Here is a 21,741-nt window from a genome sequence, read left to right on the forward strand (position 1 = left end):
TCACTTCGCGTCGGCGTAGCACTGAACCACCGCCGTCGTGAACGGAAACCGCACAGGCGTCTCACCGAAGGCGATCCGCCCGGCCAGTTCCCCGGCCGCGCGGATCGCCTTCGCCACCTCCTCGGCCTCCTCGGCCGGGCAGTGCACGATCACCTCGTCGTGCTGGAAGAAGACCAGCTCCGCGCGCATCCCCGCGGTGGCCTGTCGCAGCGCCGCCAGCATCAGCAGCGCCCAGTCCGCCGCGCTGCCCTGTACGACGAAGTTACGGGTGAAACGGCCCCGCGCCCGCGCGTTGGACGACGCGTAGCCGGGGGTGAATTCCGTATCCGGCGAGGGGAGTTCCTCGCTCTCCTGGGGGATCCCCGCCTCCTCGTCGTCGCCCGACCCGACCGCCCGGGGGCTGGTGCGGCCCAGCCAGGTGCGTACGAGCCGGCCCTCCTCGCCCGCTCGGGCCGCGTCGTCCACGTACGCCACGGCCAGCGGGAATCTGCGCCGCAGCATGGCCAGGTTCTTCAGGCCGTCGCCCGACGTCTGGCCGTAGATCGCGCCGAGCAGCGCGAGCTTCGCGTGGTCGCGGTCGCCGGAAAAGGCCCGGTCGGACAGCGCGGAGTAGAGGTCGCCATCGTGGCCCGAGATCTCCATCAGGCCGCGGTCGCGGGAGATCGCGGCCAGCACCCGGGGCTCCATCTGGTCGGCGTCCGCGACCACCAGCCGCCAGCCCTCGTCCGCGACCACCGCGCGCCGGATCACCTTCGGGATCTGAAGTGCCCCGCCCCCATTGGTCGTCCAGCGGCCGGACACCGTGCCGCCGGGCAGATACTCCGGCCGGAACCGCCCGTCGCGCACCCAGTCCTTCAGCCAGCTCCAGCCGTGCGCCGTCCAGATGCGGTACAGCTTCTTGTACTGGATCAGCGGCTTCACGGCCGGATGGTCGAGCTCCTCCAACTCCCAGCGGCGCGTCGACCTCACCTTGATCCCGGCCTGCGCGAAGGCCTTCACCACGTCCGCGGGCAGATCGGGGCGCACACGGCGCCCGAACGCTGCCGACACCTCTTCGGCCAGCTCCGCGAGCCGGCGCGGCTCGCCCCCGCCCGGGTACCGCTCGCCCAGCAGCTCGTGCAGGACGTCCCGGTGGACGTCCGCCCGCCACGGCAGCCCCGCCCGGTTCATCTCCGCGGCCACCAGCATCCCCGCCGACTCGGCGGCCGTCAGCAGCCGCATCCGTCCGGGGTGCTCGGCGGCCTCGTGTCTTCGCAACTGGTCGGCATAGACCTCGAGCAGCGCCTCGAGCGGTACGGGCACGGGCTGCGGTTCGAACAGCGAGGACTGCGAACCCGGTTCGGCCGCGCGCTGCGGCGGATCGGGTGGTACGGGGGCGTTCCGCAGCCGGGCCAGGGCGGCTGCCGCCGACCGAGGTTCGCCGAGCCGGCCCTGGTGGCCGAGCAGCAGCAGCTCCGCGTCCTCGATGTCGTAACACCGCTCGACGCGCACCCCGGCCGCCAGCAGGCGAGGATAGATCTCGGCGGTGGAGCGCCAGACCCACCGGCCGACCTCCGGCCGGGACCGGACGGCCTCGACCAGATCGGGCTCCGCCCGCACGGGCCCGGTGGGCAGGCCGTCGGGGCCGAGGGGGACGAGCCGCGCCCCGTCGCCCTCCGCCGCCGCCAGAGCCCATCGATCGCTCATGGGTGCGAGTGTGGCAGCCGGGTCTGACAACGGCCCCGCGTGGCGATGGGTGTCAGGCCACCGAGTGGAAGAGCGCCGACGCCTCGCCCCGAGAGGCGACCCCCAGCTTGGTCAGGATGTTCGCGACATGGAACTTCACCGTCGACTCGCTGATGTGCAGCTCCTGCGCGATCACCCGGTTGCGGTGCCCCCGGGCCAGATGCCTGAGCACCTCCAGCTCCCGCGCCCCCAGCGAGCGGAGCGGATCGGCGGGCGAGGTGTCCGGTGCCCCCAGCGGGATCGTCGCCGTGACCGTCGTGCCCCAGCCGGGCACCGCGTCGATATCCAGCCGCCCGCCCAGCGCTTCGAGGCGCTCGCCGACCCGGCTCGGGCCGAACGTGCAGGTGGACAGTTCACCCGGGCCGTCGTCCCGTACCGTCGCGCGCAGTTCGCCGTTGGTGAGGTGCCAGCCGACATGGATCCGGCCCACCGCGTCCTGTTCGAGAGCGGTCAGCAGTACCGCCCGTACGATCGCGCGCGCCGCGTGCGCCACATCGGCGGCCAGCGGCCGCGCGGAGTCGGGCGCGCCCAGCTCGAGACGGACCGGGCTGTAGCGCACCAGCGGCCGCAGCGAGTCCGCGAGCCGGGCGAAGGCCTGCCCGGCGGGCTCCTCGGCGACCGCCTGGTCCCTCTCCGTCTCGGCCCGCAGTTCGACCAGCGCATTGACGGCAAGGTCGACGGCGGCCGCGCGGGCGGCCGCGTCGTCGAGGCCCCGGCCGCGCAGTACGCCGAGCAGCCCGGACAGCGCGGTGGCATGCGTCTCGGTCAGCTCGGCGATCACCCTCGCGCGCTCCCCGGCGGCGGCCCGCGACTGGGCCAGCGTGCCCGGCACGGCCTCGGTGGCGAGCCGGTCGAAGTGACTGGTCACCAGATCCCACATGGCCTGGACGACGGCGGTGTCCGGCCCGGCGATCGCGACGTTCTCGCTGCGTACGAGCACCAGCAGCGCCCCGCGCGGCGTCGCGTCGCTGGCCACCGCGAGCACCGGGTGCTCGTCCCCGCCGATCCTGGCCGTGCCCTGCCAGGGCTGCCCGGCCGGCACCGAGGCGACCAGCGGGTGCAGGTCGGCCGTGGTGATCCGCCCGGCCAGAGAGCCCTCGCCGTACGTCTTGAACGGGGAGTGCGCGCAGTGCGTGGACAGTTCGGCCGCGGCCAGATGCGGAATGAGCCGGTCCAGGGTCGCGGACAGCCGCGGCAGGATCTGGCCGAGCGGCTGACGGATCACTTCGTGGGCGGCGGCCAGGGCGGACGCGGCGGGCACGGATCCGGTGAGTTCCATAGCGGCCAGCGTACGACTCGGACCGGTGCGAGCGGCTGTTCCTTCGGCCAGGTCGAACCGTCCGAAAGACGGGCCGGTCCTGGCCCGTCGGCGATGGAAGGTTGATTCCGGCGGAAGGAGCCAGACATGGAAGCGATCGTTTTCGAAGAGTTCGGCGGACCAGAGGTGCTGCACCTCGCCGAGGCCGAGGAGCCGCACGCCGGACACGGCCAGGTGCGCGTCAGGGTCAAGACCGCGGGCGTCAACCCGGTCGACTACAAGATCCGTCACGGCTGGATGCAGGAGGTCGTCCCGACCCCGCTGCCCGCGATTCCCGGCGTGGAGTTCGCCGGGATCGTCGACGAGGTCGGCGAGGGCGTGACGGCGGCGGTCGGCGACGAGGTCGTGGGGTGGACCACCACCGGCGCGTATGCGCAGTACGCCCTGGCCGAGTCCTTCGTGCCCAAGCCGGCCGGCCTCGACTGGGCCGACGCAGCCGCGCTGCCGGTCGCGACCGAGACCGCCCAGCGGGTGCTCGACCTGCTCGGTGTGCGGGCCGGCGAGACGCTGCTGGTGCACGGGGCCGCGGGCGCGGTCGGCACGGCGGCCACACAGCTCGCCGTGGCGGCCGGTGCCAAGGTCATCGGCACTGCGTCCCCGGCCCGCCACGACTACCTGCGCGAGCTGGGCGCGACTCCGGTGGCGTACGGCGAAGGGCTGGTCGCCAGGGTTCGCGACGTCGCACCCGAGGGTGTGGACGCGGTTTTCGACACGGCGGGCAAGGGCGCGCTGCCGGACTCGATCGAGCTGCGCGGCGGCACGACCGACCGGATCATCACGATCGCGGATCCGGAGGCGGCCGCGCACGGAGTGACGTTCTCGGCGGGCATGGTCGAGAACCCGGAGATCGCCCTCGCCGAGCATGTAGGGCTGGCGGCGGACGGCAGGCTCCGGATCCCGGTCGTGGGGGTCTTCCCGCTGGCGGAGGCGGCCAAGGCACAGGCGCTGAGCGAGACGGGTCATGCAGGGGGAAAGCTTGTGGTCACTCCGTAGCGGGCGACCTCGGTGACCACCGGTCCCACGTCCTTCCACCTCCGTCGGCCTCTCTAGGATCGAGCAAGTTTGTTCGAGCTGAGGCAGGGGTGGGGAATCGTGGTACGAGGTCGAGGTCTCAGACGCGGCGTGGGCGCGGGGCTGGTCCCGGCGGTGCTCGTGATGGGGGTGCTGAGCGGCTGTTCGTCGGACCCGGAGCCGGACCGGCCGACGGGTGCCGCGAAGAGCCAGGCCAAGGACGGGGCGAAGAGCGCCGCGAAGACCGGGACGCCGGCCGCGGCCAAGGGGGGCACGGTCGGGGGCGCGGGTTCGCCGTGCGCACTGCCCGTCTCGTTCGACCTCGCGGCGGGATGGAAGCCGCAGGCCGTCAAGGACGACACCGAGTTCGGGCTGACCCGGCAGGGTCCCGTGACCCTCGTCTGCGAGATCGACGCCAAGCCCACCGGAAACATCGGCTTCCTGCGCATATGGACCGGTGGCCGCAGCGGTGACGATCCACGCAAGGCTCTCGAAGCGTTCGTCGCGGAGGAGGCAAAGGACCGGGACAAGGTGGCGTACGCCGGGACCAAGGCGGGCGAGTACGCCGCCACCGAGGTGACCTACCTCAACACCAACGAGTTCCTGGATGCGCCCAAGAAGGAGCGGGCTTTCGCCTTCACCACCCCCAAGGGCGTGGTCGTCGTGCATCTCGGCGGACTGGACAACGAGGAGCACGAGGGGATGCTCCCGGCGTACGAGCTGGCGAAGAAGAGCGTGCGCGGCGCCTGACGGCCCGGAGCGTGCTCGGTGCCGGGCGGCGCGGAGCGTGCTCGCCGGCGGGTCCGCCTCCGTACGGGCCGCCCGAGGTGCCCGATCGCCGCGGCGCTGCGAGGCTCGTTGCATGCGAGTGGCACTGGCCCAGACCGACTGCGTACTGGGCGATGTGGATGCGAATCTCAAGACGGCCCGTGAGCAGATAGAGCAGGCCGTCGCCCAGGGCTCCGACCTCGTCGTCTTCCCCGAGCTGAGTCTGCACGGCTATCACCTGGGCGCGCTGACGCGCGACACCTCGGTGGAGGCACGCGATCCGCGGCTGCTGAAGCTGGGGACGTACGGCGCGGACGTGATGGCCGGATTCCACGAGCACACCGCGATGCGGGCGTTCAACGCCTGCGCGTACTACAGCGGCGGTGAACTCGTGCACACCCATCGGAAGTTGTATTTGCCCAACTATCTGGCCTGGGAGGAGCGCAAGCACGTCAGCCCCGGCCAGTTGCTGCGGGCGTACGACCTGCCGCGCGGTGCCGGTCGCGCGGCCACGCTGATCTGCAACGACGCCTGGCAGCCGGTGCTGCCGTGGCTCGCCGTGCAGGACGGGGCCGAGGTCCTGTTCGTAACGGCGAACAGCGCCGCGAGCCTCGATCCGGAGGCGATGGACACGGGCCTGTACTGGGACAGTCTGCTCGCCTACACGGCTCGGATGATGCAGTGCTGGGTCGTCTTCGTGAACCGGGTGGGGAGCGAGAACGGGGCGTCGTTCTGGGGTGGATCACGGGTGGTCGACCCGCGTGGGGCGGTGGTCGCCCAGGCTCCCAAGTGGGAGCCGGGGCTCGTCACCGTGGACATCGACGCTCATGAGGCGCGTCGGCAGCGGCGGGCGGTGCCGCTGGTGGCGGAGGCGCGCCTGGGGCTGATCGACCGCGAGGTGCGCCGTCTGATCGACGAGGGCGGCGACAGCTAGCCCGGGCCGTCCGGCGGCCGGTTCGTCCTCAATCGCCGGACGGGCTGAAAGTCCGGCCGCCGGCGGCGTCCTCGGAGCCTGCCCCGGCCCATGGGATCATCGGAGGCGTGAGCACAGTCGGTACGGTCGAGAAGGCGTTCGCGGCTGCGCTGTACGCAGATGGCCACGAAGGGCTCGACACCGGCGCCTCCCTGCTGGCCGCCGATCCGTCCGCCGACGCGGAACTGAGGCTGCGCGGCGAGGAGTTCGTACGCCGGGCCTGGGAGCGGGGCTGGCAGCCCGCCGATGTCGTACGGATCATCCGGCGTGACCTCGGTGAGGCGCATGAGCGGCTGGTCGCCGGGCTGATCGCGGGGGAGAGCGGGCGCTACGCACATCTCGCCCCACGCTGGCGGGCCCAGCTCGACGAGCTGAAGCAGGCCCCTCACACCGCGGACCGCTTCTCGTACGCCGGCGCCGTGCTGGAGCTCTACCGGCTGCTGGTCCGGCTGCCCTCGATCGAACCGGTGGGGCCCGTCCCCGGCGCACCGTTCACCGCGGAGCCCTCCGCGCACGAGCCGCGCATGCTGACCCGCATCCGCGCCCTGCTCGCCAAGGCCGAAGCGACCGGCTATCCCGAGGAGGCGGAGGCGCTCACCGCAAAGGCCCAGGAGCTGATGGCCCGCTACAGCGTCGACGAGGCCCTGCTCGCCGCCCGGACACACCGTCCCGACGCCCCCGCGGCCTGCAGAATCGGCGTGGATGCCCCGTACGAGACGGCGAAGGCGATCCTTCTCGACGCGGTCGCCTCCGCGAACCGCTGCCGCGCGGTGTGGAACAGCGCCTTCGGCTTCTCGACGGTCGTCGGCTTCGAGGCCGATCTGGATGGCGTCGAGCTGCTGTACACCTCGCTGCTGGTGCAGGGGACGGCGGCGATGACCCGCGCGGAGGCGGTCCAGCGTGCCGGCGGCCGCAAGCGTACGAAGACCTTCCGGCAGTCGTTCCTGATGGCGTACGCCCACCGGCTCGGCGAACGGCTCGCGGCGGTGGCGGAAGAAGTGGTGACCGCGGACCTGCTGCCGGTGCTGGCATCGCGGGATGTGGCGGTCACGGACCGCGCGGAGGAGATGTTCCCGCAGACGACCACCACGCGGGTCCGCGGCGTGACGGACGAGGCGGGCTGGACCCACGGCACGGCGGCGGCGGACAGCGCACAGGTGTCGAAGACTCACCCGCGCATCACGCCCTGAGAGGGCCCCTGCCCCACCCGGAGGCCGGGCAGGGACCCGTGGATCAGCGCTGCTGGACGAACGCCCTGCCGGTGTGGGCGTCGGCGGCGCAGGACTTCTTCTCCTGAGCCGTTATCTTGCGGCTCTTGACGACCACCGCGTTGCTCGTGCCGTCCGTGCCGTTCTTGGCCGGGCCGGTGATGGTGTCCTCGAAGAACCAGTAGTAGTGGTCCCACTTGGGGCTGTCGTAGTGGGTCTGCCAGGTGCCGGAGACCTGCTGCATCACCTGGGCGCGGGATATCCAGCCCACTTCACCCGGCTTCACCGTCATGTTCAGGGAGCTGCTCTCCGAGTGGGTGCTCGACCAGCTGTGGCTGTAGCTCGCCGTCACACTCAGGTCCACGATGCCCGCGATCTTGCCGCCCGCCGTGACCGAGACGCCGACCGAGTCGGTCGAGCCCACGGTGTCATTCCAGGTCATGGACTGAGTGGCGTCCGAGGTACTGCAGTTGAAGAGGGAGTCGGAGACCTGTCGGAACTCGCCGAGGTACGCGTCGCCGAGCTTGGGGGAGTTGAAGGTGCACTTGCCCTCGCCCGAGCCGCAGTCGGCCATGAGCTGCTCCCGGGTCGGCTGCTCTTCGGCGGCCGCGGGCAGGGTGGTCGCCGCCGCGATTCCGCATGCCGCCACCGTCATGGCCAGTAACCGGCCGCCGTGCCGCATGGCGCTGTTCATCTTCATCCTGGTGCCTTTCGCGTTGTGCAGTGGGGAGTCGGTGAACGTAACGACGCGGTACGGGACTTGAGGCCTCGCGATGCCACGTCGGCGGTCACCGCCTGCCTGTGAGGCTGTCCCAACAGCCCCTGCAGCCACACCAAGAAAGCGCAAAGTTGTAGTTGAGGGTGAAACCGCCGACTGCGGAGGCCGGCCCGCTCACGTCCCCGCGCCTCAACAACGACCTCAACAACGACATCAACAACGACGTCAACAACGACCTCAACGACGACGGGCCTCGGACCCGTGAGGGTCCGAGGCCCGTAACCGACGCCGTACGTCAGGGAGTCGGGATGCCCGTCGGCATACCGGTCGGCAGGCCCTCCGGCAGCTTGCCCGTCGCGGACTTGGTGAGCGTGTCCTTGGCGCCCGCGTCCCAGGAGATGACGAGGGTCTTGCCGTCGTTGGACTCGATCGTGCCCATCGTGCGGTCGGTGTTCCCGTCCGCGCACTTCAGCGACAGCATCGGCTTGCCCATCTCCGCCACCTCGCCGGTGCAGGCATGCCCGTCGGCGATGAGCACGGCCTTGGTCCCGGTGACGGCGAGGTCGACGGACTTGCCGTCGGTCTTGCCGGACCAGGCGCCCTCCATGTTCCCGCTGCCCGCGCCGCCGCCACCCGCATCAGTGGGCGCGGCAGGCGCCTTGGCGTCCTTTCCCGCGTCGTCGCTTTCGTCGCTGCCGCAGCCGGTCAGCGCCAGAGCTGCGACGAGAGCCGCCGCGGCGACTGAAGTACGTACCCGCTTGTGCACTTGTCGGTCCCCCGTTGTCGGTTTCAAGGCCGGTTTCAAGACCGCGCCAAGCTACCAGGAGGACTTGCGAACTCCCGGGAGGAATCCGGCGTGTGCCTGCTCACGCAGCCGCACCCGCGAAAGGCCGAACTTCCGCAGATGCCCGCGCGGCCGGCCGTCCACGCTGTCCCGGTTGCGCACCCGCGTCGCGCTCGCGTCCCGCGGCTGGCGACGCAGTTCTGCCTGCGCGGCGGCCCGTTCGTCCGCGCTCGTGTCCCCGCGGCGGATGATCTCCTTCAGCTCCGCACGCCGCTCGGCGTATCGCTCGACGACTTCCTTGCGCCGCTCATTGCGGGCGATCTTGCTCTTCTTTGCCATCAGACCTTCACCCCGCGGGCGCGGATGCGGGCCACGGCGGCCTCGATCCCGATCGTGTCGACGGCTTTGATCGCGCGGGCGCTCAGCGTGAGCCGGACATTGCGGCCCTCGCTCGGCAGCCAGTAGCGCTTGCGCTGGATGTTGGGGTCGAAGCGGCGCGACGTGCGCCGGTGTGAGTGGGAGATGTTGTTGCCGAAGCCCGGCTGGGCGCCGGTCAGCTGGCAGTGGGCGGACACAGGTGATTCACCTCTCGTCGACGGGAACCCATTTGGTAATGGAAACCATTTCCATATACTAACCCCATGGCCCGCAACGAACTCCGCCCGATCATCAAGCTCCGCTCCACCGCAGGCACCGGCTACACCTACGTGACCCGCAAGAACCGCCGTAACAACCCCGACCGCATGACGCTGCGCAAGTACGACCCGATGGTCGGCAAGCACGTCGAATTCCGAGAGGAGCGCTGAGCAGCGCGATGAAGCCCGGTATCCATCCCCCGTACGGCCCCGTCGTCTTCCGCGACAAGGTCGCCGATTTCGCCATCCTCACCCGCTCAACCGCGACCAGCGAGAAGACGGTCGAGTGGGAGGACGGCAACACCTATCCCGTCATCGACGTCGAGATCTCCTCCGCGAGCCACCCCTTCTATACGGGGACCGCGCGGGTGCTCGACACGGCCGGGCGGGTGGAGCGCTTCGAGCGGCGGTACGGAGGACGAGCGTGAGGCTCCCTGTCGCGCTCGTCGCCGGGCTGCACTCCGACGCCCGCAAAGCCGCCGTGGAGCGGCTGCTGGCCACGGTGCCCGGCAGCGTCGCGCTCCACCATGACCTGTCGACCGCCGCGCGGGGGACGGTCGTACGCAGCGTCCGCGACGCGCACGGCGTGCAGAGCACCGGCGAGACGCCGCTGGTCAACGACTGCGCCTGCTGTGCGCTGCGCGAGGACCTGGTGCCCGAACTGGAACGGCTCGCGGACGGCGGCACCACCCGGCTCGCGATCGTCGAGCTGTGGGACTCCGTCGAGCCGAAGGCGATGGCCGAGGTCGTCGCGGCGCACGGCGGCGAACGCCTCACCGTCACCTCGGTGATGACCGCCGTCGACGCGGCCCTGCTGCTGCCCTACCTCGCCAACAGCGACGATCTGATCGACGCGGGGCTCGCGGCCGCCACCAGCGACCAGCGTACGGTCGCCGACACCTGGGCGCGCCAGCTGGAGTACGCGCCGGTGCTCGCCGTCGTCGACAGCGAAGGACCTCAGGGTGCTTCCGACGAGGACCGCGCGCTGCTCGCCCAGCTGCACCCCACCGCCCGCCAAGTGGCCGTCGGCGGAGCCGACTTGGCCGCCGCGGCGCTGGCCGGCTTCGACGTGGAGGCCGCCGCGGCCGCCCAGCACCCGGCCTGTGCCCTGCTGCCACAGGAGGCGGACGACTGCGGGGTCGGTACGTACGTCTGGCACCGCAGCCGCCCCTTCCACCCGGAGCGGCTCTATCAGGCGCTGGAGGACCTGACCTGCGCAGCGGCCCGCAGCCGAGGCCGCTTCTGGCTGGCCGACCGCCCGGACACCCTGCTGGCCTGGGACGCGGCGGGCGGCGCGCTCTGTGTGGAGAACGCGGGCCCCTGGCTCGCCTCGCTGCCGGACGCCGCCTGGGACCTGGTTGCGCCGGTGCGCCGGGCCGCGGCCGCGCTGGACTGGCACCCCGAGCACGGGGACTGCTGCCAGCACCTGGTCTTCACCTCGCCGGGCCTGGACCGCGACGGCCTGGAACAGCTCCTCGAATCCTGCCTGTTGACCGATGCCGAGTACGCCGCGGGCCGCGAGGCCTGGAAGCGGCTGCCGCCCGCCTTCGACTCCCTCCTGGAGGTCTGATGTCCCCCCGCCGCACCGACCCGCGCAAGCCGGTCAAGTCCCGCCCCAACCCGCTGGGCCGGGCGAAGGTCTCGTACATCGACTACAAGGACACGGACCTGCTGCGGAAGTTCGTCTCGGACCGCGGCAAGATCCGCAGCCGCCGGGTGACCCGGGTGAGCGCCCAGCAGCAGCGTCTGCTGGCTCGTGCGATCAAGAACGCCCGAGAGATGGCGCTGCTGCCGTACTCCTCCGGCAAGTGATGAGTAGGAGATTCCCTACGCTTGACCCGTAGGGAATCTCCTACCTATCTTGTTCGCATGAACATCACCCACGCCTCATTCGTCACGCTGCCCGTCACCGACCAGGACCGGGCCAAGGCCTTCTACAACGGCGTCCTCGGCTTCGAGGTCACCGCCGACCGGGAGATGCCGCCCGGCCGCTGGCTCCAGGTCGCGCCGGAGGGGGCACAGACCGTCTTCACGCTCTCGGGTCCCGGCATGGGCGGGTTCACTCCCGGCTCCGCGCAGGGGATCATGTTGGTCACGACCGATGTCGACGCCGACTGTGCGAAGCTCGCCGCGGCCGGGGTGACCGTGGACGGGCCGAGCGACCTCCCCTGGGGTCGGATGGCCGCCTTCCGGGACCTCGACGGCAACGGTCTGATGCTGCTGACGGAGAAGGAAGGCGTGTAGATCCGCCATGAGTGCCACCGGTGCGCGCGAAGCGAGTGAGGACCGGCTCTTCGCCGCGCTCGCGAACGCCACCCGCCGCGAGGTGCTGCGGCTGCTGCGCGACACCGGTCCACAGCCGGTCCAGGCCATCGCCGACCACTTCGACATGCGCCGCCCGAGCCTCTCGGAGCATCTCAAGGTGCTCCGGGAGGCCGGTCTGGTCTCCGAGGAGCGCGCGGGGCGACAGCGGATCTACCGTCTGGAGGCCGCCCCGCTCGCGGAGGTGCAGGACTGGCTCCATCCCTACGAGCGATTCTGGCGCGACAGGCTCAAGGGGCTCGGCGAGCTGCTCGACCGTATGCCCGACGATGAGCCATGACCTCCCCGTACGAACGTGACGGCCGGCGCGGTGGCGAGCGTGACGAAGACCTCACCACCATCCGCGTCGACCAGTTCCTGGCCCATCCGCCCGCCAAAGTCTGGCGCGCGCTGACCGAGCCCGAGCTCATCGCCGAGTGGCTGATGCCGGGTGACTTCCGCCTCGAAGTGGGCCACCGGTACACGGCCCAACACCAACTTCTCCGGCACCGTCCGGGCCGAGGTCCTGGCGTACGAAACCGAGCGGGTCCGCTGGACCGACGCCATGGGCGCCCGGAACCCCGCCGACTGGACGATCACCTGGACCTTGGAGCCGGAAGGGCGCGGGACACGTCTCTTCCTTGTACACGAGGGATTCGACCCGGACGACCCGGCTCAGGTCATGGCGCACAAGCTGATGGGCGGCGGCTGGCGGTCGCAGGTCCTGCAGGCCCTGCGCGAGACGCTGGAGGAGCTGTAACCAAGGCAACACCCGGCGTGCACGTGCATCTGCCCGTGCAGCCGCTCATGCATTGGCATATGGAACACGGCTATGATCCGGGACAGTTGACCTGCACCTTGTACCCCGGGAGCGTTCTCGTGCACCACGCGTACAACGGCATGGCGGCCACGGAGCTTCAAGGGGTCGTCTGGCAGAAGAGCAGACACAGCAACTCCCAAGGGTCATGCGTCGAGTTCGCCAAGCTGCCCGGCGGAGACGTGGCGATGCGCAATTCACGGCACCCCGACGGCCCCGCCCTGGTCTATACGCCCGCAGAGATAGAAGCGCTGCTGCTCGGCATCAAGGACGGGGAGTTCGATCACCTGGTCTAGTCGTGCGAGTCCGTGGCCGCGGTGGTCCGGGGGCGTGGCTGGGTGGCTTCGCGAGCGAGGCGCCGCGGGGGCCGCTCGGCCCGGGCGAGGTCTAGCCCAGCCGGAACAGCGCCCAGACGACCTTGCCCTGCAGCGACCCGGCCAGCGGGTGCCAGCCCCAGCTGTCGCTGAAGGAGTCCACCAGGAACAGGCCGCGGCCCGACTCGGCGCCCCCGCTCGGGTCCGGAAAAGAGGCGTCCTCGCTGTCGCCGGACGCCCCTGGACTGTCGTGACTGGGATCGCGCACCGCGCACACCAGCCGGCTGGTCCAGCGCATCAAATGCAGGCGCACTGGCGGATCCTGGGACTGGCGGGTCTCCCGCGGGGTGTCGGCGGGCAGCGCGTGCCGCAGTGCGTTGGTGACAAGTTCGGAGACGACCAGCGCGACATCGTCGAAACGGTCGCTCAGATCCCACTGCCCGAGCGTCGACTTGGTGAACTGCCGTGCCCCGCGCACCGCTTCGTAGCGGGCGGGCAGGGCGCACGAGGCCGAGCTGGAGACCGCCGCGGGATCGATGGGGGGAAGCCCCTGCCGTAACGGCTCGAGCATGGTCGATCCATTCGGTCCCATGCGAGGCACTCCCAGGAATCGCGGCTGTGACGCTACAACACGAACGAGCACGCAGGTGCGCGAGGACCATGGTTGCCAATGCTCAGGGCAGATGCAAGGGCAGATGCACGTGCAGCTGCCCGAACTGTCCACCCCGGTGCCGGTTCTTGCTCATTTCTTCCGCTGATCTGTTTCACCCCTCTTCCCGAAGCTGTCTCATTTCCGTAATCGAATGAGTACGGGCTGAAGCTTTTGGTGGCAGAATCCCGGTCTCGGGGTTCGGGGGCGCTCCGCGAGACAGGCAACGACGCACATCGACAAGCAACGACACACACATCGACGTAGCGAGACCTAGCGATGGGGAGGGTTGGAGTCGTGACCGCAAGCGAGTCTTCCGGTTCCGTGGTGCGGCGCATCCTGTTGGGCTCCCAGCTGAGGCGGCTGCGCGAGTCGCGCGGCATCACCCGCGAGGCGGCCGGATATTCCATCCGCGCATCCGAATCCAAGATCAGCCGCATGGAGTTGGGACGGGTGAGCTTCAAGGCGAGGGACGTCGAGGATCTGCTGACGCTCTACGGAGTCGCCGACGAATCCGAGCGCGGATCCCTCCTCGGCCTCGCCAAGGAGGCCAATGTCGCCGGGTGGTGGCACAGCTTCGGCGACGTGCTGCCTGGCTGGTTCCAGACATATGTCGGCCTGGAGGGCGCCGCCTCGCTCATCCGCATCTACGAAGTGCAGTTCGTGCACGGTCTGCTGCAGACCGAGTCGTACGCGCACGCAGTCGTCACCCGCGGCATCCCCGACGCCCCGCGCGCCGAGATCGACCGCCGGGTCGCGCTCCGCCTGGAGCGCCAGAAGGTCCTCGTCTCCGAGCGTGCGCCCCGCTTCCACGCGATCATCGACGAGGCGGCCCTGCGCCGCCCGTACGGCGACCGGGCCGTGATGCAGGGGCAGTTGAGGCATCTGATCGACATCTCCGAGCAGTCGAACATCATCCTGCAGGTGATGCCCTTCAGCTTCGGCGGGCACGCGGGCGAGAGCGGCTCCTTCACCATGCTGCGCTTTCCCGAGTCCGACCTCTCCGACGTCGTCTATCTGGAGCAGCTCACCAGCGCCCTCTATCTGGACAAGCGCGAGGAGGTCGCTCAGTACGAACGAGTGATGGAGCGTCTCCAGCAGGACAGTCCGGATCCGGCCGAGAGCCGGGATCTCCTCCGTGGGCTCCTCCAACTCATCTGAAACACAAGTACGATGACGTGACATCAGGCATCTGCTTCTGCAGTAAGGAATCGGATCACATGTCCTTCTTCACCGAGCTGGCCCACCAGTACATCGATGGCGAGTGGAGGCCGGGCAGCGGCTCCTGGGACATCATCGATTTCAACCCGTACGACGGGGAGAAGCTGGCCTCGATCCCGGTCGCCACCGCCGCGGAGGTGGACCAGGCCTACCGCGCCGCGGAGCGCGCGCAGGAAGCCTGGGGCGCGACCAATCCCTATGCCCGCCGGCTGGTCTTCGAGCGCGCCCTGCGGATCATCGAGGACCGCGAGCAGGAGATCACCGAGACGATCATCGCCGAGCTGGGCGGGACGCATCTCAAGGCGGCCTTCGAGCTGCACCTCGCCAAGGAGTTCCTGCGCGAAGCGGTGCAGCTCGCCCTGCGGCCCGAGGGCCGGATCCTCCCCTCGCCGGTCGACGGCAAGGAGAACCGCGTCTACCGCCTGCCGGTCGGCGTCGTGGGCGTCATCAGCCCCTTCAACTTCCCCTTCCTGCTGTCGATCAAGTCGGTGGCGCCGGCTCTGGCACTGGGGAACGCGGTGGTCCTCAAGCCGCACCAGAACACCCCGATCTGCGGCGGATCCCTGGTGGCCAAGGTCTTCGAGGACGCGGGCCTGCCGGCCGGACTGCTGAACGTCGTCATCACCGACATAGCCGAGATCGGCGACGCGCTGCTGGAGCACCCGGTGCCCAAGGCGATCTCCTTCACCGGCTCCGACAGCGTGGGCAAGCATGTCGCCACCGTCTGCGCGGCCAACTTCAAGCGCGCCATCCTCGAACTGGGCGGCAACAGCGCGCTGATCGTGCTGGACGACGCGGACATCGACTACGCGGTGGACGCGGCGGTCTTCAGCCGTTACGTGCACCAGGGCCAGGTCTGCATGGCCGCCAACCGCGTCCTGGTCGACCGGAGCGTGGAGAAGGAGTTCACCGAGAAGTTCGTCGCCAAGGTCAAGACCCTGAAGGTCGGCGACCCGGCGGACCCGCAGACCCACATCGGCCCGCTCATCAACTCCTCGCAGGCCGACGCGGTCACGGCACTGGTCGACCAGACCGTCGAGGCCGGCGCGATCGCGCTGCTGCACGGGACGTCCGAGGGCAATCTGGTGGGCCCGTCGGTGCTGACCGGACTCGAGGCCGACTCGCCGGTCCTGCAGCAGGAGATCTTCGGCCCCGTGGCGCTGATCGTGCCGTTCGACGGGGAGGACGAGGCGGTCAGGATCGCCAATGACACCCCGTACGGGCTCAGCGGCGCGGTGCACACCGGTGACATCGAGCGAGGTGTACGGATCGCCAAGCGGATCAACACCGGGATGATCCACATCAACGACAGCACCGTCCACGACGAGCCGATCGTCCCCTTCGGCGGCGAGAAGCACTCCGGCAGCGGGCGGCTGAACGGCGAGTCGATGATCGAGGCGTTCACCACGCAGAAGTGGATCTCGGTGCAGCACGGCCGCTCGCAGTTCCCCTTCTGAGCTCTCGGTGACCTCGGATCGCCGCGCTCGGGATCTCCGCGCTCGGGATCTCGGCGCCCGGGATCGCCGCGCCCGGGATCTCCGCGACGCAGGACCCTTGCGGACAGAGACTGACCGCAAGGGTCCGTAGCTTGGTTGTTGTCAGGACGGCACAGCCAGGCTCGGAAGGGCGGACATCATGGTCACTCACGTTCCCGCAGCGGCCCCCGGTGACGAGCGCGGCGCGCTCCTGTCCTTCGTTGAGGCGCAGCGCGGCGCGATCCGCCGCTCGGTTCTCGGACTGACCGGGGAGCAGGCGGCGAGCCGCCCGAGCGCCAGCGAGCTCTCATTGTCCGGGCTGATCAAGCATGTCGCGAAGACGGAGCTGAACTGGCTGCGGATGGCGCAGCAGAAGCAGGGGGCACCTCCCGGAGACAGCTCTGGGGGAGAGAAGGCGCGCAACGAGGAGACCTGGGGCGACAGCTTCCGGCTTGTCGGTGACGAGACGATCCCGGGGATGCTGGCCTTCTGGGACTCGGTGGCCAGGGAGACCGACGAGTTCATCCACTCGGTGCCGAGCCTGGATGACACCTTCCCGCTGCCCGACGCGCCCTGGTTCCCCAAGGACGGCGCGGTCTCGATGCGCTGGATGCTGCTGCATCTGGTGGAGGAGGTCGGCCGGCACGCGGGCCACGCGGACATCATCCGCGAGTCGCTGGACGGCAAGAGCGCGTTCGAACTGGTGGCCATGGAGAGCGGCCGGGACTGGGGCCGATAGCCTCCGCGGGGCCACTCGACGTGTGCGCGCCGCGTAGCTGCCACACGCTGTAAGCATGACCAACGATGCCGAAGAGGCGTTCCACCCCACTCCCGTGGTCGTTTTCCCCGTGGTGGCGGATGACCCGCCGTTCCGCGTGGTGGAGATCAAGGGGGAGGTGGCCGGGACCGCCCACGACATGCTGGATTTGATCATGCTGGCGCGCCGGGCGGGGCTGACCCATATCGATTTCGACGATCCCGCTCAGGTGAGATGGGTCGGTGGAGGCCAGTACAAGTGGGTCCCCTGAGCAGGAGGCGGCCAGGCGACCGACCTTCCCGATGGCCTACGGGCAGGGGTGTTGCGCGTACCCTAGTCAAAGTTGAATAGGAGGGTACGGGATGTCAGCGATCCGGCTTCTGGTGCTCGGGGCGGTGCGCCAGCACGGGCGGGCGCACGGCTATCAGGTCCGCAACGACCTCGAATACTGGGGCGCCCACGAGTGGTCCAACGCCAAGCCCGGCTCGATCTACCACGCGCTGAAGCAGATGGCGAAGCAAGGCCTGCTGCACGCCCATGAGATCGCGCCGTCGACGGCAGGCGGTCCGCCGCGCACCGAGTACGAGATGACAGGGAAGGGCACCGAGGAGTTCTTCCGGCTGTTGCGGGAGTCCCTGACGGTCTATGACCAGAAGATGGACGTGCTCTCGGCGGGGGTCGGCTTCATCGTCGAGCTGAAGCGGGACGAGGCCGTGGCGCTGCTGAAGGAGCGGGTGCGTGGCCTGGAGGAGTGGCGGGCCGCGGTGACGGAGTACTACACCCCCGAGGACGGCCCCCAGTCGCTCGGGCACATCGGCGAGATCATGAACCTGTGGGTCGGCTCCGCGGACTTCGGAGCCGAGTGGACGCGGGGCCTGATCCGGCGGATCGAGGAGGGGGCGTACACCTTCTCGGGGGAGGGCGATCCCTTTGTGGGGGTGCTCGCCGAGGGCGAGGAGAACCCCTATGCGACGGGAGCGCCGCATGAGGGAGATCAGGGCTAATCAAGTTTGACCAATCGTGAATCTGGGTCTACCTTCGAGGCCGTAGTCAAGTTTGACTACATGCTTTGCGGGTGCTTGAGGTGCTGGAGGGGATGCATGACGGACGCGATCGTCGTCGAGGGCGCGCGGAAGCGGTACGGGGAGAAACGGGCTCTGGACGGACTGGATCTGACGGTGGCCCGCGGCACGGTGCACGGCGTGCTCGGGCCCAACGGCGCGGGCAAGACCACCGCCGTACGCATCATGACGACGCTGCTGCGGCACGACGAGGGCGTGGTGCGGGTGGCGGGCCACGACGTACGGACCGAGGCGGCCGAGGTGCGACGGCGGATCGGGCTGCTCGGACAGGCGGCCGTCAATGGTGGAAGGCGGTCGCCGCCGCCGTGTCCTTGCTCAACGGGTAGGGCTGGCGGCGCAGTTCGGGCAGCAGCCGGTCCAGATCCTCCATCAACAGCTCCGCGAGATCTGACGAGAAGCCATTGCGGCAGACCACGCGCAGTACGGAGAGATCCTCTCGGTTGGCCGGGAAGGTGTACGCGGGCACCAGCCAGCCGTGCTCGCGCAGCCGCCGGGAGACGTCGAAGACGTCGAAGTTCTCCACGCCGGGCCCGGTGGTGACGGCGAACACGGGCAACTCGTCGCCGCGGGTGAGGAGTTGGAAGTCGTCGAGGGCCTCGAACCGGTTGGCGAGCCGGCGGGCGACGTCCCGGGAGGCCTGCTGGACGGCCCGGTAGCCCTCCCGGCCCAGCCGCACAAAGGTGTAGTACTGCGCGACGACCTGGGCGCCGGGGCGCGAGAAGTTCAGGGCGAAGGTCGGCATGTCGCCGCCCAGATAGTTGACCCGGAAAATCAGTTCCTCGGGCAGCTCGGCGGCCGAGCGCCACAGCGCCCAGCCGACACCCGGATAGACCAGGCCGTACTTGTGCCCGGAGGTGTTGATCGAGGAGACCCGCGGCAGCCGGAAGTCCCAGACGAGGTCCTCGTCGACGAAGGGAGCGACCATCGCGCCGGACGCCCCGTCGACATGGACGGGGATGTCCAGGCCGGTGCGCTCCTGGAGGTCGTCCAGGGCGGCGCAGATCTCGGCGACCGGCTCGTAGGACCCGTCGAAGGTCGAGCCGAGCACGGCCACTACGCCGATGGTGTTCTCGTCGCAGAGATCGGCCGCCGCCTGCGGATCGAGATGGAAGCGGTCGCCCTCCATGGGCACGAGCCGCGGCTCGACCTCCCAGAACGTGCAGAACTTGTCCCAGCAGACCTGGACGTTGATACCCATCACGAGATTCGGGCGGGCGGTCGCGGGATAGCGGTCGGCGTTGCGCAGTGTCCAGCGGCGCTTGAGCGCCAGGCCGGCGAGCATGCAGGCCTCGCTGGAGCCGGTGGTCGAGCAGCCGACCGCGGCGGCCGGGTCCGGGACGTTCCACAGGTCGGCGAGCATGGCCACACAGCGCCGCTCCAGCTCGGCGGTGCGAGGGTACTCGTCCTTGTCGATCATGTTCTTGTCCCGGCATTCCGCCATCAGTACCCCCGCCTGTGGCTCCATCCAGGTGGTGACGAAGGTGGCGAGGTTGAGCCGGGAGTTGCCGTCGAGCATGAGCTCGTCATGGACCAGGCCGTACGCCGTCGAGGGCGGCAGCGGGCCGTCGGGGAGCCGGTGGGTGGGCGGGGCCGAGGTCATTCCGCTGACCGGGTCGGCCGGGCCGTAGAAAGGATTGAGGGAGAGCATGCGCGCTTCCCGCTCCTCCTCGCGGGCACCGCCGCCCGCGCCCTTGTGGAGTGGCATCGTCCGCCGCCTTCCCTCGCCCGTGGTGTAAGCGTTCAGCTCTCAGGCTCGTACGGGCTTGCACCTCACGCAACGTGAGGCAGCAGGCTGAGTCGCGTAACGAGAAACGAAGGAGCGGAAAGCGATGAGCTACTCCGTGGGAGAGGTCGCGTCATTCGCCTCTGTGACGGTGCGCACGCTGCACCACTACGACGAGATCGGGCTGCTCTCGCCGGGCGGCCGCAGTCACGCGGGCCACCGGCGTTACGACGACGCCGACCTCGACCGGCTGCAGCAGATCCTGTTCTACCGGGAGCTCGGCTTTCCGCTCGACGAGGTCGCGGCACTTCTCGACGACCCGGACGCGGACCCGCAGGCGCACCTGCGCAGGCAGCACGAACTGCTGACGGTCCGGATCGAGAAGCTGCAGAAGATGGCCGAGGCCGTCGAACACGCCATGGAGGCACGGAAGATGGGCATCAACCTCACGCCCGAGGAAAAGTTCGAGGTTTTCGGGGAGTGCGACCCGGAGCGGTACGAGGAGGAGTCGCGCCGGCGCTGGGGCGACTCGGAGCCGTACCGGGAGTCGCAGCGCCGGGTCGCCACCTACACCAAGGAGGACTGGCTGCGGATCAAGGCCGAGGGTGCCGGGAACACCAATGCCTTCGCCGCCCTCATGGAGGCCGCGGTCGCCCCGGACTCGGAGTCGGCGATGGACCTGGCCGAGCAGCACCGGGAGCAGATCAGCCGGAACTTCTACGACTGCACGTACAAGATCCACACCGGGCTCGCCGAGATGTACGTCGCGGACGAGCGCTTCAGCTCGACGTTCGAGCAGATCAGGCCCGGTCTGGCCGGCTATCTGCGTGCCGCGATCCTCGCGAACGCGGCGCGGCGCAGCTGATCGCGTCCTGGCCCGGAGCCACCGTTGCCGGGGGCTGCGGGGGCTGCGGGAGCCGCGGTGCTGCAGCTGCTGCAGGTGCCCGGAGCGGTCGCTGTGCGACTAGCTCCGGGCCACGACCACCGCCGTGCCGTACGCGCAGACCTCCGTGCCCACGTCCGCAGCCTCCGACACGTCGAAGCGGAACATCAGCACGGCGTTGGCTCCGCGCGAGCGCGCCTGCTCGACCAGGCGCTCCATCGCCTGGTTGCGGGTCTGGACCAGGGTCTTGGTCAGCCCCTTCAGCTCGCCGCCGATCATCGACTTGAGGCCCGCGCCGATCTGGCTGCCCAGATGCCGTGAGCGCACGGTGAGCCCGAAGACCTCTCCGATGACCTCCTGCACCTGAAATCCGGGAACGTCGTTCGTGGTGACGACCAGTACGTCGGACTGCGGGCCCTGTCCGCCGCCGAAATCCTCGATGCCCATCTGCGTCCACCTTCCGTACGGCTCCCATAAAGCTCTCTGAGGTTTGTGCGCACAGCTTTGTCCCAGTCCGAGCACAGTGCATCCCGGGCGGGCCGGTGGAACGCGGAGCGGTGGCGATGCGTTGATAGCTTTGGGTTGCCGACCACGCCGATCGACGGCCGAATCGACGATCGACCGACTATCGACTCAGGAGCCCGGACCTCGTGACTACCCTTGCGCTCGGACCGAGCTGGCTGGACCCGGACTATCTGATCTCGACCTTCGGTCTGATCGGGGTCCTGGTCATCGTCTTCGCCGAATCCGGCCTGCTCATCGGCTTCTTCCTGCCGGGTGACTCCCTGCTGTTCACCACCGGCCTGCTGGTGACCACCGGGGCGCTGGACTTCCCGCTGTGGGGCGTGTGCGCCTTGGTCGTCCTCGCCGCCGTCATCGGCGACCAGGTCGGCTATCTCTTCGGCCGCAAGGTCGGCCCGTCGCTCTTCAAGCGCCCCGACTCCAGGCTCTTCAAGCAGGAGAACGTCGAGAAGGCGCACGAGTTCTTCGAGAAGTACGGCCCCAAGTCGCTGGTGCTCGCCCGTTTCGTGCCCATCGTGCGTACGTTCACGCCGATCATCGCCGGTGTGAGCGGGATGAACTACCGCTCGTTCGTCACCTTCAACATCATCGGCGGCACGCTGTGGGGCGCCGGCGTCACCCTGCTCGGCGCCGCCCTCGGCAAGGTCGAGTTCGTCCACAAGAACGTCGAAGCGATCCTGATCCTCATCGTGCTGATATCGGTGGTGCCGATCGCGATCGAATATCTGCGGGCCCGCTCCCGTGGCAAGAAGGAAGCCGCCGCGGCGGGACCGGCCGACGAGATGCCGCCGGGGCAGCGCGGCCGCCACGCCAAGCGCTGAATCCGCCGCCACGCCGGGCGCTGGAGCCGTAGGTAC

The 21,741-nt window shown here is 69.6% G+C and carries 27 protein-coding genes and 2 pseudogenes; 20 read left to right on the top strand and 9 right to left on the bottom strand.

Features of this window, described 5'->3' with window-relative positions; translation table 11 throughout:
* Both J7E87_RS28020 and J7E87_RS35995 read right to left on the bottom strand, forming a co-directional pair.
* Positions 1-1,686, bottom strand: coding sequence for a bifunctional 3'-5' exonuclease/DNA polymerase (locus tag J7E87_RS28020; protein WP_215097326.1), 1,686 nt, complete (start codon positions 1,684-1,686; stop codon positions 1-3).
* A 52-nt stretch (positions 1,687-1,738) separates the two neighbouring features.
* On the bottom strand, positions 1,739-3,004 hold the full coding sequence (locus tag J7E87_RS35995) for a LuxR C-terminal-related transcriptional regulator (RefSeq protein WP_215097327.1): 1,266 nt from the start codon (positions 3,002-3,004) through the stop codon (positions 1,739-1,741).
* 126 nt (positions 3,005-3,130) lie between these two features.
* Here J7E87_RS35995 and J7E87_RS28030 point away from each other — a divergent pair, with 126 nt between their 5' ends.
* The 4 genes from J7E87_RS28030 to J7E87_RS28045 all read left to right on the top strand — a co-directional run bounded on the left by J7E87_RS28030 (position 3,131) and on the right by J7E87_RS28045 (position 6,985).
* Positions 3,131-4,036, top strand: coding sequence for an NADP-dependent oxidoreductase (locus J7E87_RS28030; RefSeq protein WP_215097328.1), 906 nt, complete (start codon positions 3,131-3,133; stop codon positions 4,034-4,036).
* A gap of 129 nt (positions 4,037-4,165) precedes the next feature.
* Positions 4,166-4,804 (top strand): lipoprotein, encoded by a 639-nt coding sequence (locus J7E87_RS28035; protein ID WP_308313099.1) that lies wholly within the window; start codon positions 4,166-4,168, stop codon positions 4,802-4,804.
* A gap of 112 nt (positions 4,805-4,916) precedes the next feature.
* Positions 4,917-5,756 (top strand): nitrilase-related carbon-nitrogen hydrolase, encoded by an 840-nt coding sequence (locus J7E87_RS28040; protein WP_215097329.1) that lies wholly within the window; start codon positions 4,917-4,919, stop codon positions 5,754-5,756.
* Between the two features lie 107 nt (positions 5,757-5,863).
* Positions 5,864-6,985: a DUF2786 domain-containing protein gene (locus J7E87_RS28045; protein ID WP_215097330.1), complete on the top strand. Its 1,122-nt coding sequence runs from the start codon at positions 5,864-5,866 to the stop codon at positions 6,983-6,985.
* Positions 6,986-7,028: 43 nt separating this feature from the next.
* Here the strand turns inward: J7E87_RS28045 and J7E87_RS28050 are convergent, their stop codons facing one another.
* From J7E87_RS28050 to rpmB, 4 genes are all read right to left on the bottom strand, one after another.
* Positions 7,029-7,697, bottom strand: a complete 669-nt coding sequence (locus J7E87_RS28050; RefSeq protein WP_251018100.1) for a hypothetical protein — start codon at positions 7,695-7,697, stop codon at positions 7,029-7,031.
* A 319-nt stretch (positions 7,698-8,016) separates the two neighbouring features.
* Positions 8,017-8,487 carry a hypothetical protein gene (locus tag J7E87_RS28055; RefSeq protein ID WP_215097331.1) on the bottom strand — a complete coding sequence of 157 codons (471 nt, stop codon included), beginning with the start codon at positions 8,485-8,487 and terminating at the stop codon, positions 8,017-8,019.
* A 51-nt stretch (positions 8,488-8,538) separates the two neighbouring features.
* Complete coding sequence (gene rpsN / locus J7E87_RS28060; protein WP_215097332.1) at positions 8,539-8,844, bottom strand: 30S ribosomal protein S14; 306 nt, start codon at positions 8,842-8,844, stop codon at positions 8,539-8,541.
* Complete coding sequence (rpmB, locus tag J7E87_RS28065) at positions 8,844-9,080, bottom strand: 50S ribosomal protein L28 (RefSeq protein ID WP_215097333.1); 237 nt, start codon at positions 9,078-9,080, stop codon at positions 8,844-8,846. Before rpmB ends, rpsN begins: the two co-directional genes overlap by 1 nt.
* A gap of 66 nt (positions 9,081-9,146) precedes the next feature.
* Between rpmB and rpmG the strand changes: the two genes are divergently transcribed.
* The 8 genes and pseudogenes from rpmG to J7E87_RS28105 all read left to right on the top strand — a co-directional run bounded on the left by rpmG (position 9,147) and on the right by J7E87_RS28105 (position 12,554).
* A complete protein-coding gene (gene rpmG, locus J7E87_RS28070; RefSeq protein ID WP_215097334.1) occupies positions 9,147-9,311 on the top strand; it encodes a 50S ribosomal protein L33 in 165 nt (54 codons plus the stop codon).
* Positions 9,312-9,319: 8 nt separating this feature from the next.
* Positions 9,320-9,568 carry a type B 50S ribosomal protein L31 gene (locus J7E87_RS28075; RefSeq protein WP_215097335.1) on the top strand — a complete coding sequence of 83 codons (249 nt, stop codon included), beginning with the start codon at positions 9,320-9,322 and terminating at the stop codon, positions 9,566-9,568.
* The gene (locus J7E87_RS28080) at positions 9,565-10,710 is read left to right on the top strand and encodes a GTP-binding protein (RefSeq protein WP_215097336.1); all 1,146 of its coding nucleotides are present in this window, start codon (positions 9,565-9,567) and stop codon (positions 10,708-10,710) included. Before J7E87_RS28075 ends, J7E87_RS28080 begins: the two co-directional genes overlap by 4 nt.
* Entirely contained in the window at positions 10,710-10,952 is a 243-nt protein-coding gene (rpsR, locus tag J7E87_RS28085) for a 30S ribosomal protein S18 (RefSeq protein ID WP_215097337.1), read from the top strand. Before J7E87_RS28080 ends, rpsR begins: the two co-directional genes overlap by 1 nt.
* A 57-nt stretch (positions 10,953-11,009) precedes the next feature.
* The gene (locus tag J7E87_RS28090) at positions 11,010-11,384 is read left to right on the top strand and encodes a VOC family protein (protein WP_215097338.1); all 375 of its coding nucleotides are present in this window, start codon (positions 11,010-11,012) and stop codon (positions 11,382-11,384) included.
* A 7-nt stretch (positions 11,385-11,391) separates the two neighbouring features.
* The gene (locus J7E87_RS28095) at positions 11,392-11,742 is read left to right on the top strand and encodes a helix-turn-helix transcriptional regulator (RefSeq protein ID WP_215097339.1); all 351 of its coding nucleotides are present in this window, start codon (positions 11,392-11,394) and stop codon (positions 11,740-11,742) included.
* Positions 11,739-12,201, top strand: a pseudogene (locus tag J7E87_RS28100) (SRPBCC domain-containing protein). Before J7E87_RS28095 ends, J7E87_RS28100 begins: the two are co-directional and overlap by 4 nt.
* A gap of 119 nt (positions 12,202-12,320) precedes the next feature.
* Complete coding sequence (locus tag J7E87_RS28105) at positions 12,321-12,554, top strand: DUF397 domain-containing protein (RefSeq protein ID WP_215097384.1); 234 nt, start codon at positions 12,321-12,323, stop codon at positions 12,552-12,554.
* Between the two features lie 91 nt (positions 12,555-12,645).
* Here the strand turns inward: J7E87_RS28105 and J7E87_RS28110 are convergent, their stop codons facing one another.
* A complete protein-coding gene (locus J7E87_RS28110; protein WP_215097340.1) occupies positions 12,646-13,164 on the bottom strand; it encodes an ATP-binding protein in 519 nt (172 codons plus the stop codon).
* A 354-nt stretch (positions 13,165-13,518) separates the two neighbouring features.
* On the opposite strand from J7E87_RS28110, the gene J7E87_RS28115 reads away from it, so the two are divergent.
* The 6 genes and pseudogenes from J7E87_RS28115 to J7E87_RS28140 all read left to right on the top strand — a co-directional run.
* Complete coding sequence (locus tag J7E87_RS28115; RefSeq protein ID WP_308313100.1) at positions 13,519-14,382, top strand: helix-turn-helix transcriptional regulator; 864 nt, start codon at positions 13,519-13,521, stop codon at positions 14,380-14,382.
* A 59-nt stretch (positions 14,383-14,441) separates the two neighbouring features.
* Entirely contained in the window at positions 14,442-15,899 is a 1,458-nt protein-coding gene (locus tag J7E87_RS28120; RefSeq protein ID WP_215097342.1) for an aldehyde dehydrogenase family protein, read from the top strand.
* A 178-nt stretch (positions 15,900-16,077) separates the two neighbouring features.
* A complete protein-coding gene (locus J7E87_RS28125; RefSeq protein ID WP_215097343.1) occupies positions 16,078-16,656 on the top strand; it encodes a DinB family protein in 579 nt (192 codons plus the stop codon).
* 55 nt (positions 16,657-16,711) lie between these two features.
* The gene (locus J7E87_RS28130; protein WP_215097344.1) at positions 16,712-16,945 is read left to right on the top strand and encodes a hypothetical protein; all 234 of its coding nucleotides are present in this window, start codon (positions 16,712-16,714) and stop codon (positions 16,943-16,945) included.
* A gap of 91 nt (positions 16,946-17,036) precedes the next feature.
* Positions 17,037-17,678: a PadR family transcriptional regulator gene (locus J7E87_RS28135; RefSeq protein ID WP_215097345.1), complete on the top strand. Its 642-nt coding sequence runs from the start codon at positions 17,037-17,039 to the stop codon at positions 17,676-17,678.
* Between the two features lie 96 nt (positions 17,679-17,774).
* Positions 17,775-18,053, top strand: a pseudogene (locus J7E87_RS28140) (ATP-binding cassette domain-containing protein); the annotation flags it as partial.
* Here J7E87_RS28140 and J7E87_RS28145 read toward each other — a convergent pair.
* Entirely contained in the window at positions 18,034-19,461 is a 1,428-nt protein-coding gene (locus tag J7E87_RS28145; RefSeq protein WP_215097346.1) for a glutamate decarboxylase, read from the bottom strand. The pseudogene J7E87_RS28140 and the gene J7E87_RS28145 overlap by 20 nt on opposite strands.
* 124 nt (positions 19,462-19,585) lie before the next feature.
* Between J7E87_RS28145 and J7E87_RS28150 the strand changes: the two genes are divergently transcribed.
* Entirely contained in the window at positions 19,586-20,344 is a 759-nt protein-coding gene (locus J7E87_RS28150) for a MerR family transcriptional regulator (protein ID WP_215097347.1), read from the top strand.
* Positions 20,345-20,443: 99 nt separating this feature from the next.
* On the opposite strand, the gene J7E87_RS28155 is transcribed toward J7E87_RS28150, so the two are convergent.
* Positions 20,444-20,809, bottom strand: coding sequence for a YbjQ family protein (locus J7E87_RS28155; RefSeq protein WP_215097348.1), 366 nt, complete (start codon positions 20,807-20,809; stop codon positions 20,444-20,446).
* A 203-nt stretch (positions 20,810-21,012) separates the two neighbouring features.
* Here J7E87_RS28155 and J7E87_RS28160 point away from each other — a divergent pair, with 203 nt between their 5' ends.
* Positions 21,013-21,705, top strand: coding sequence for a DedA family protein (locus J7E87_RS28160; RefSeq protein ID WP_215097349.1), 693 nt, complete (start codon positions 21,013-21,015; stop codon positions 21,703-21,705).
* The last annotated feature ends 36 nt before the right edge of the window (positions 21,706-21,741 follow it).

Origin of the sequence: Streptomyces sp. ISL-1 (assembly GCF_018614585.1) — a bacterium.
GTDB classification, from domain to species: domain Bacteria; phylum Actinomycetota; class Actinomycetes; order Streptomycetales; family Streptomycetaceae; genus Streptomyces; species Streptomyces maoxianensis.

Excerpts from the sequence above, each read along its gene's own strand:
- J7E87_RS28020 (WP_215097326.1), bottom strand. The coding sequence starts at position 1,686 with ATGAGCGATCGATGGGCTCTGGCGGCGGCGGAGGGCGACGGGGCGCGG.
- J7E87_RS35995 (WP_215097327.1), bottom strand. The coding sequence starts at position 3,004 with ATGGAACTCACCGGATCCGTGCCCGCCGCGTCCGCCCTGGCCGCCGCC.
- J7E87_RS28030 (WP_215097328.1), top strand. The coding sequence starts at position 3,131 with ATGGAAGCGATCGTTTTCGAAGAGTTCGGCGGACCAGAGGTGCTGCAC.
- J7E87_RS28040 (WP_215097329.1), top strand. The coding sequence starts at position 4,917 with ATGCGAGTGGCACTGGCCCAGACCGACTGCGTACTGGGCGATGTGGAT.
- J7E87_RS28050 (WP_251018100.1), bottom strand. The coding sequence starts at position 7,697 with ATGAACAGCGCCATGCGGCACGGCGGCCGGTTACTGGCCATGACGGTG.
- rpsN (WP_215097332.1), bottom strand. The coding sequence starts at position 8,844 with ATGGCAAAGAAGAGCAAGATCGCCCGCAATGAGCGGCGCAAGGAAGTC.
- rpmG (WP_215097334.1), top strand. The coding sequence starts at position 9,147 with ATGGCCCGCAACGAACTCCGCCCGATCATCAAGCTCCGCTCCACCGCA.
- J7E87_RS28075 (WP_215097335.1), top strand. The coding sequence starts at position 9,320 with ATGAAGCCCGGTATCCATCCCCCGTACGGCCCCGTCGTCTTCCGCGAC.
- rpsR (WP_215097337.1), top strand. The coding sequence starts at position 10,710 with ATGTCCCCCCGCCGCACCGACCCGCGCAAGCCGGTCAAGTCCCGCCCC.
- J7E87_RS28090 (WP_215097338.1), top strand. The coding sequence starts at position 11,010 with ATGAACATCACCCACGCCTCATTCGTCACGCTGCCCGTCACCGACCAG.
- J7E87_RS28095 (WP_215097339.1), top strand. The coding sequence starts at position 11,392 with ATGAGTGCCACCGGTGCGCGCGAAGCGAGTGAGGACCGGCTCTTCGCC.
- J7E87_RS28110 (WP_215097340.1), bottom strand. The coding sequence starts at position 13,164 with ATGGGACCGAATGGATCGACCATGCTCGAGCCGTTACGGCAGGGGCTT.
- J7E87_RS28120 (WP_215097342.1), top strand. The coding sequence starts at position 14,442 with ATGTCCTTCTTCACCGAGCTGGCCCACCAGTACATCGATGGCGAGTGG.
- J7E87_RS28125 (WP_215097343.1), top strand. The coding sequence starts at position 16,078 with ATGGTCACTCACGTTCCCGCAGCGGCCCCCGGTGACGAGCGCGGCGCG.
- J7E87_RS28130 (WP_215097344.1), top strand. The coding sequence starts at position 16,712 with ATGACCAACGATGCCGAAGAGGCGTTCCACCCCACTCCCGTGGTCGTT.
- J7E87_RS28135 (WP_215097345.1), top strand. The coding sequence starts at position 17,037 with ATGTCAGCGATCCGGCTTCTGGTGCTCGGGGCGGTGCGCCAGCACGGG.
- J7E87_RS28145 (WP_215097346.1), bottom strand. The coding sequence starts at position 19,461 with ATGCCACTCCACAAGGGCGCGGGCGGCGGTGCCCGCGAGGAGGAGCGG.
- J7E87_RS28150 (WP_215097347.1), top strand. The coding sequence starts at position 19,586 with ATGAGCTACTCCGTGGGAGAGGTCGCGTCATTCGCCTCTGTGACGGTG.
- J7E87_RS28155 (WP_215097348.1), bottom strand. The coding sequence starts at position 20,809 with ATGGGCATCGAGGATTTCGGCGGCGGACAGGGCCCGCAGTCCGACGTA.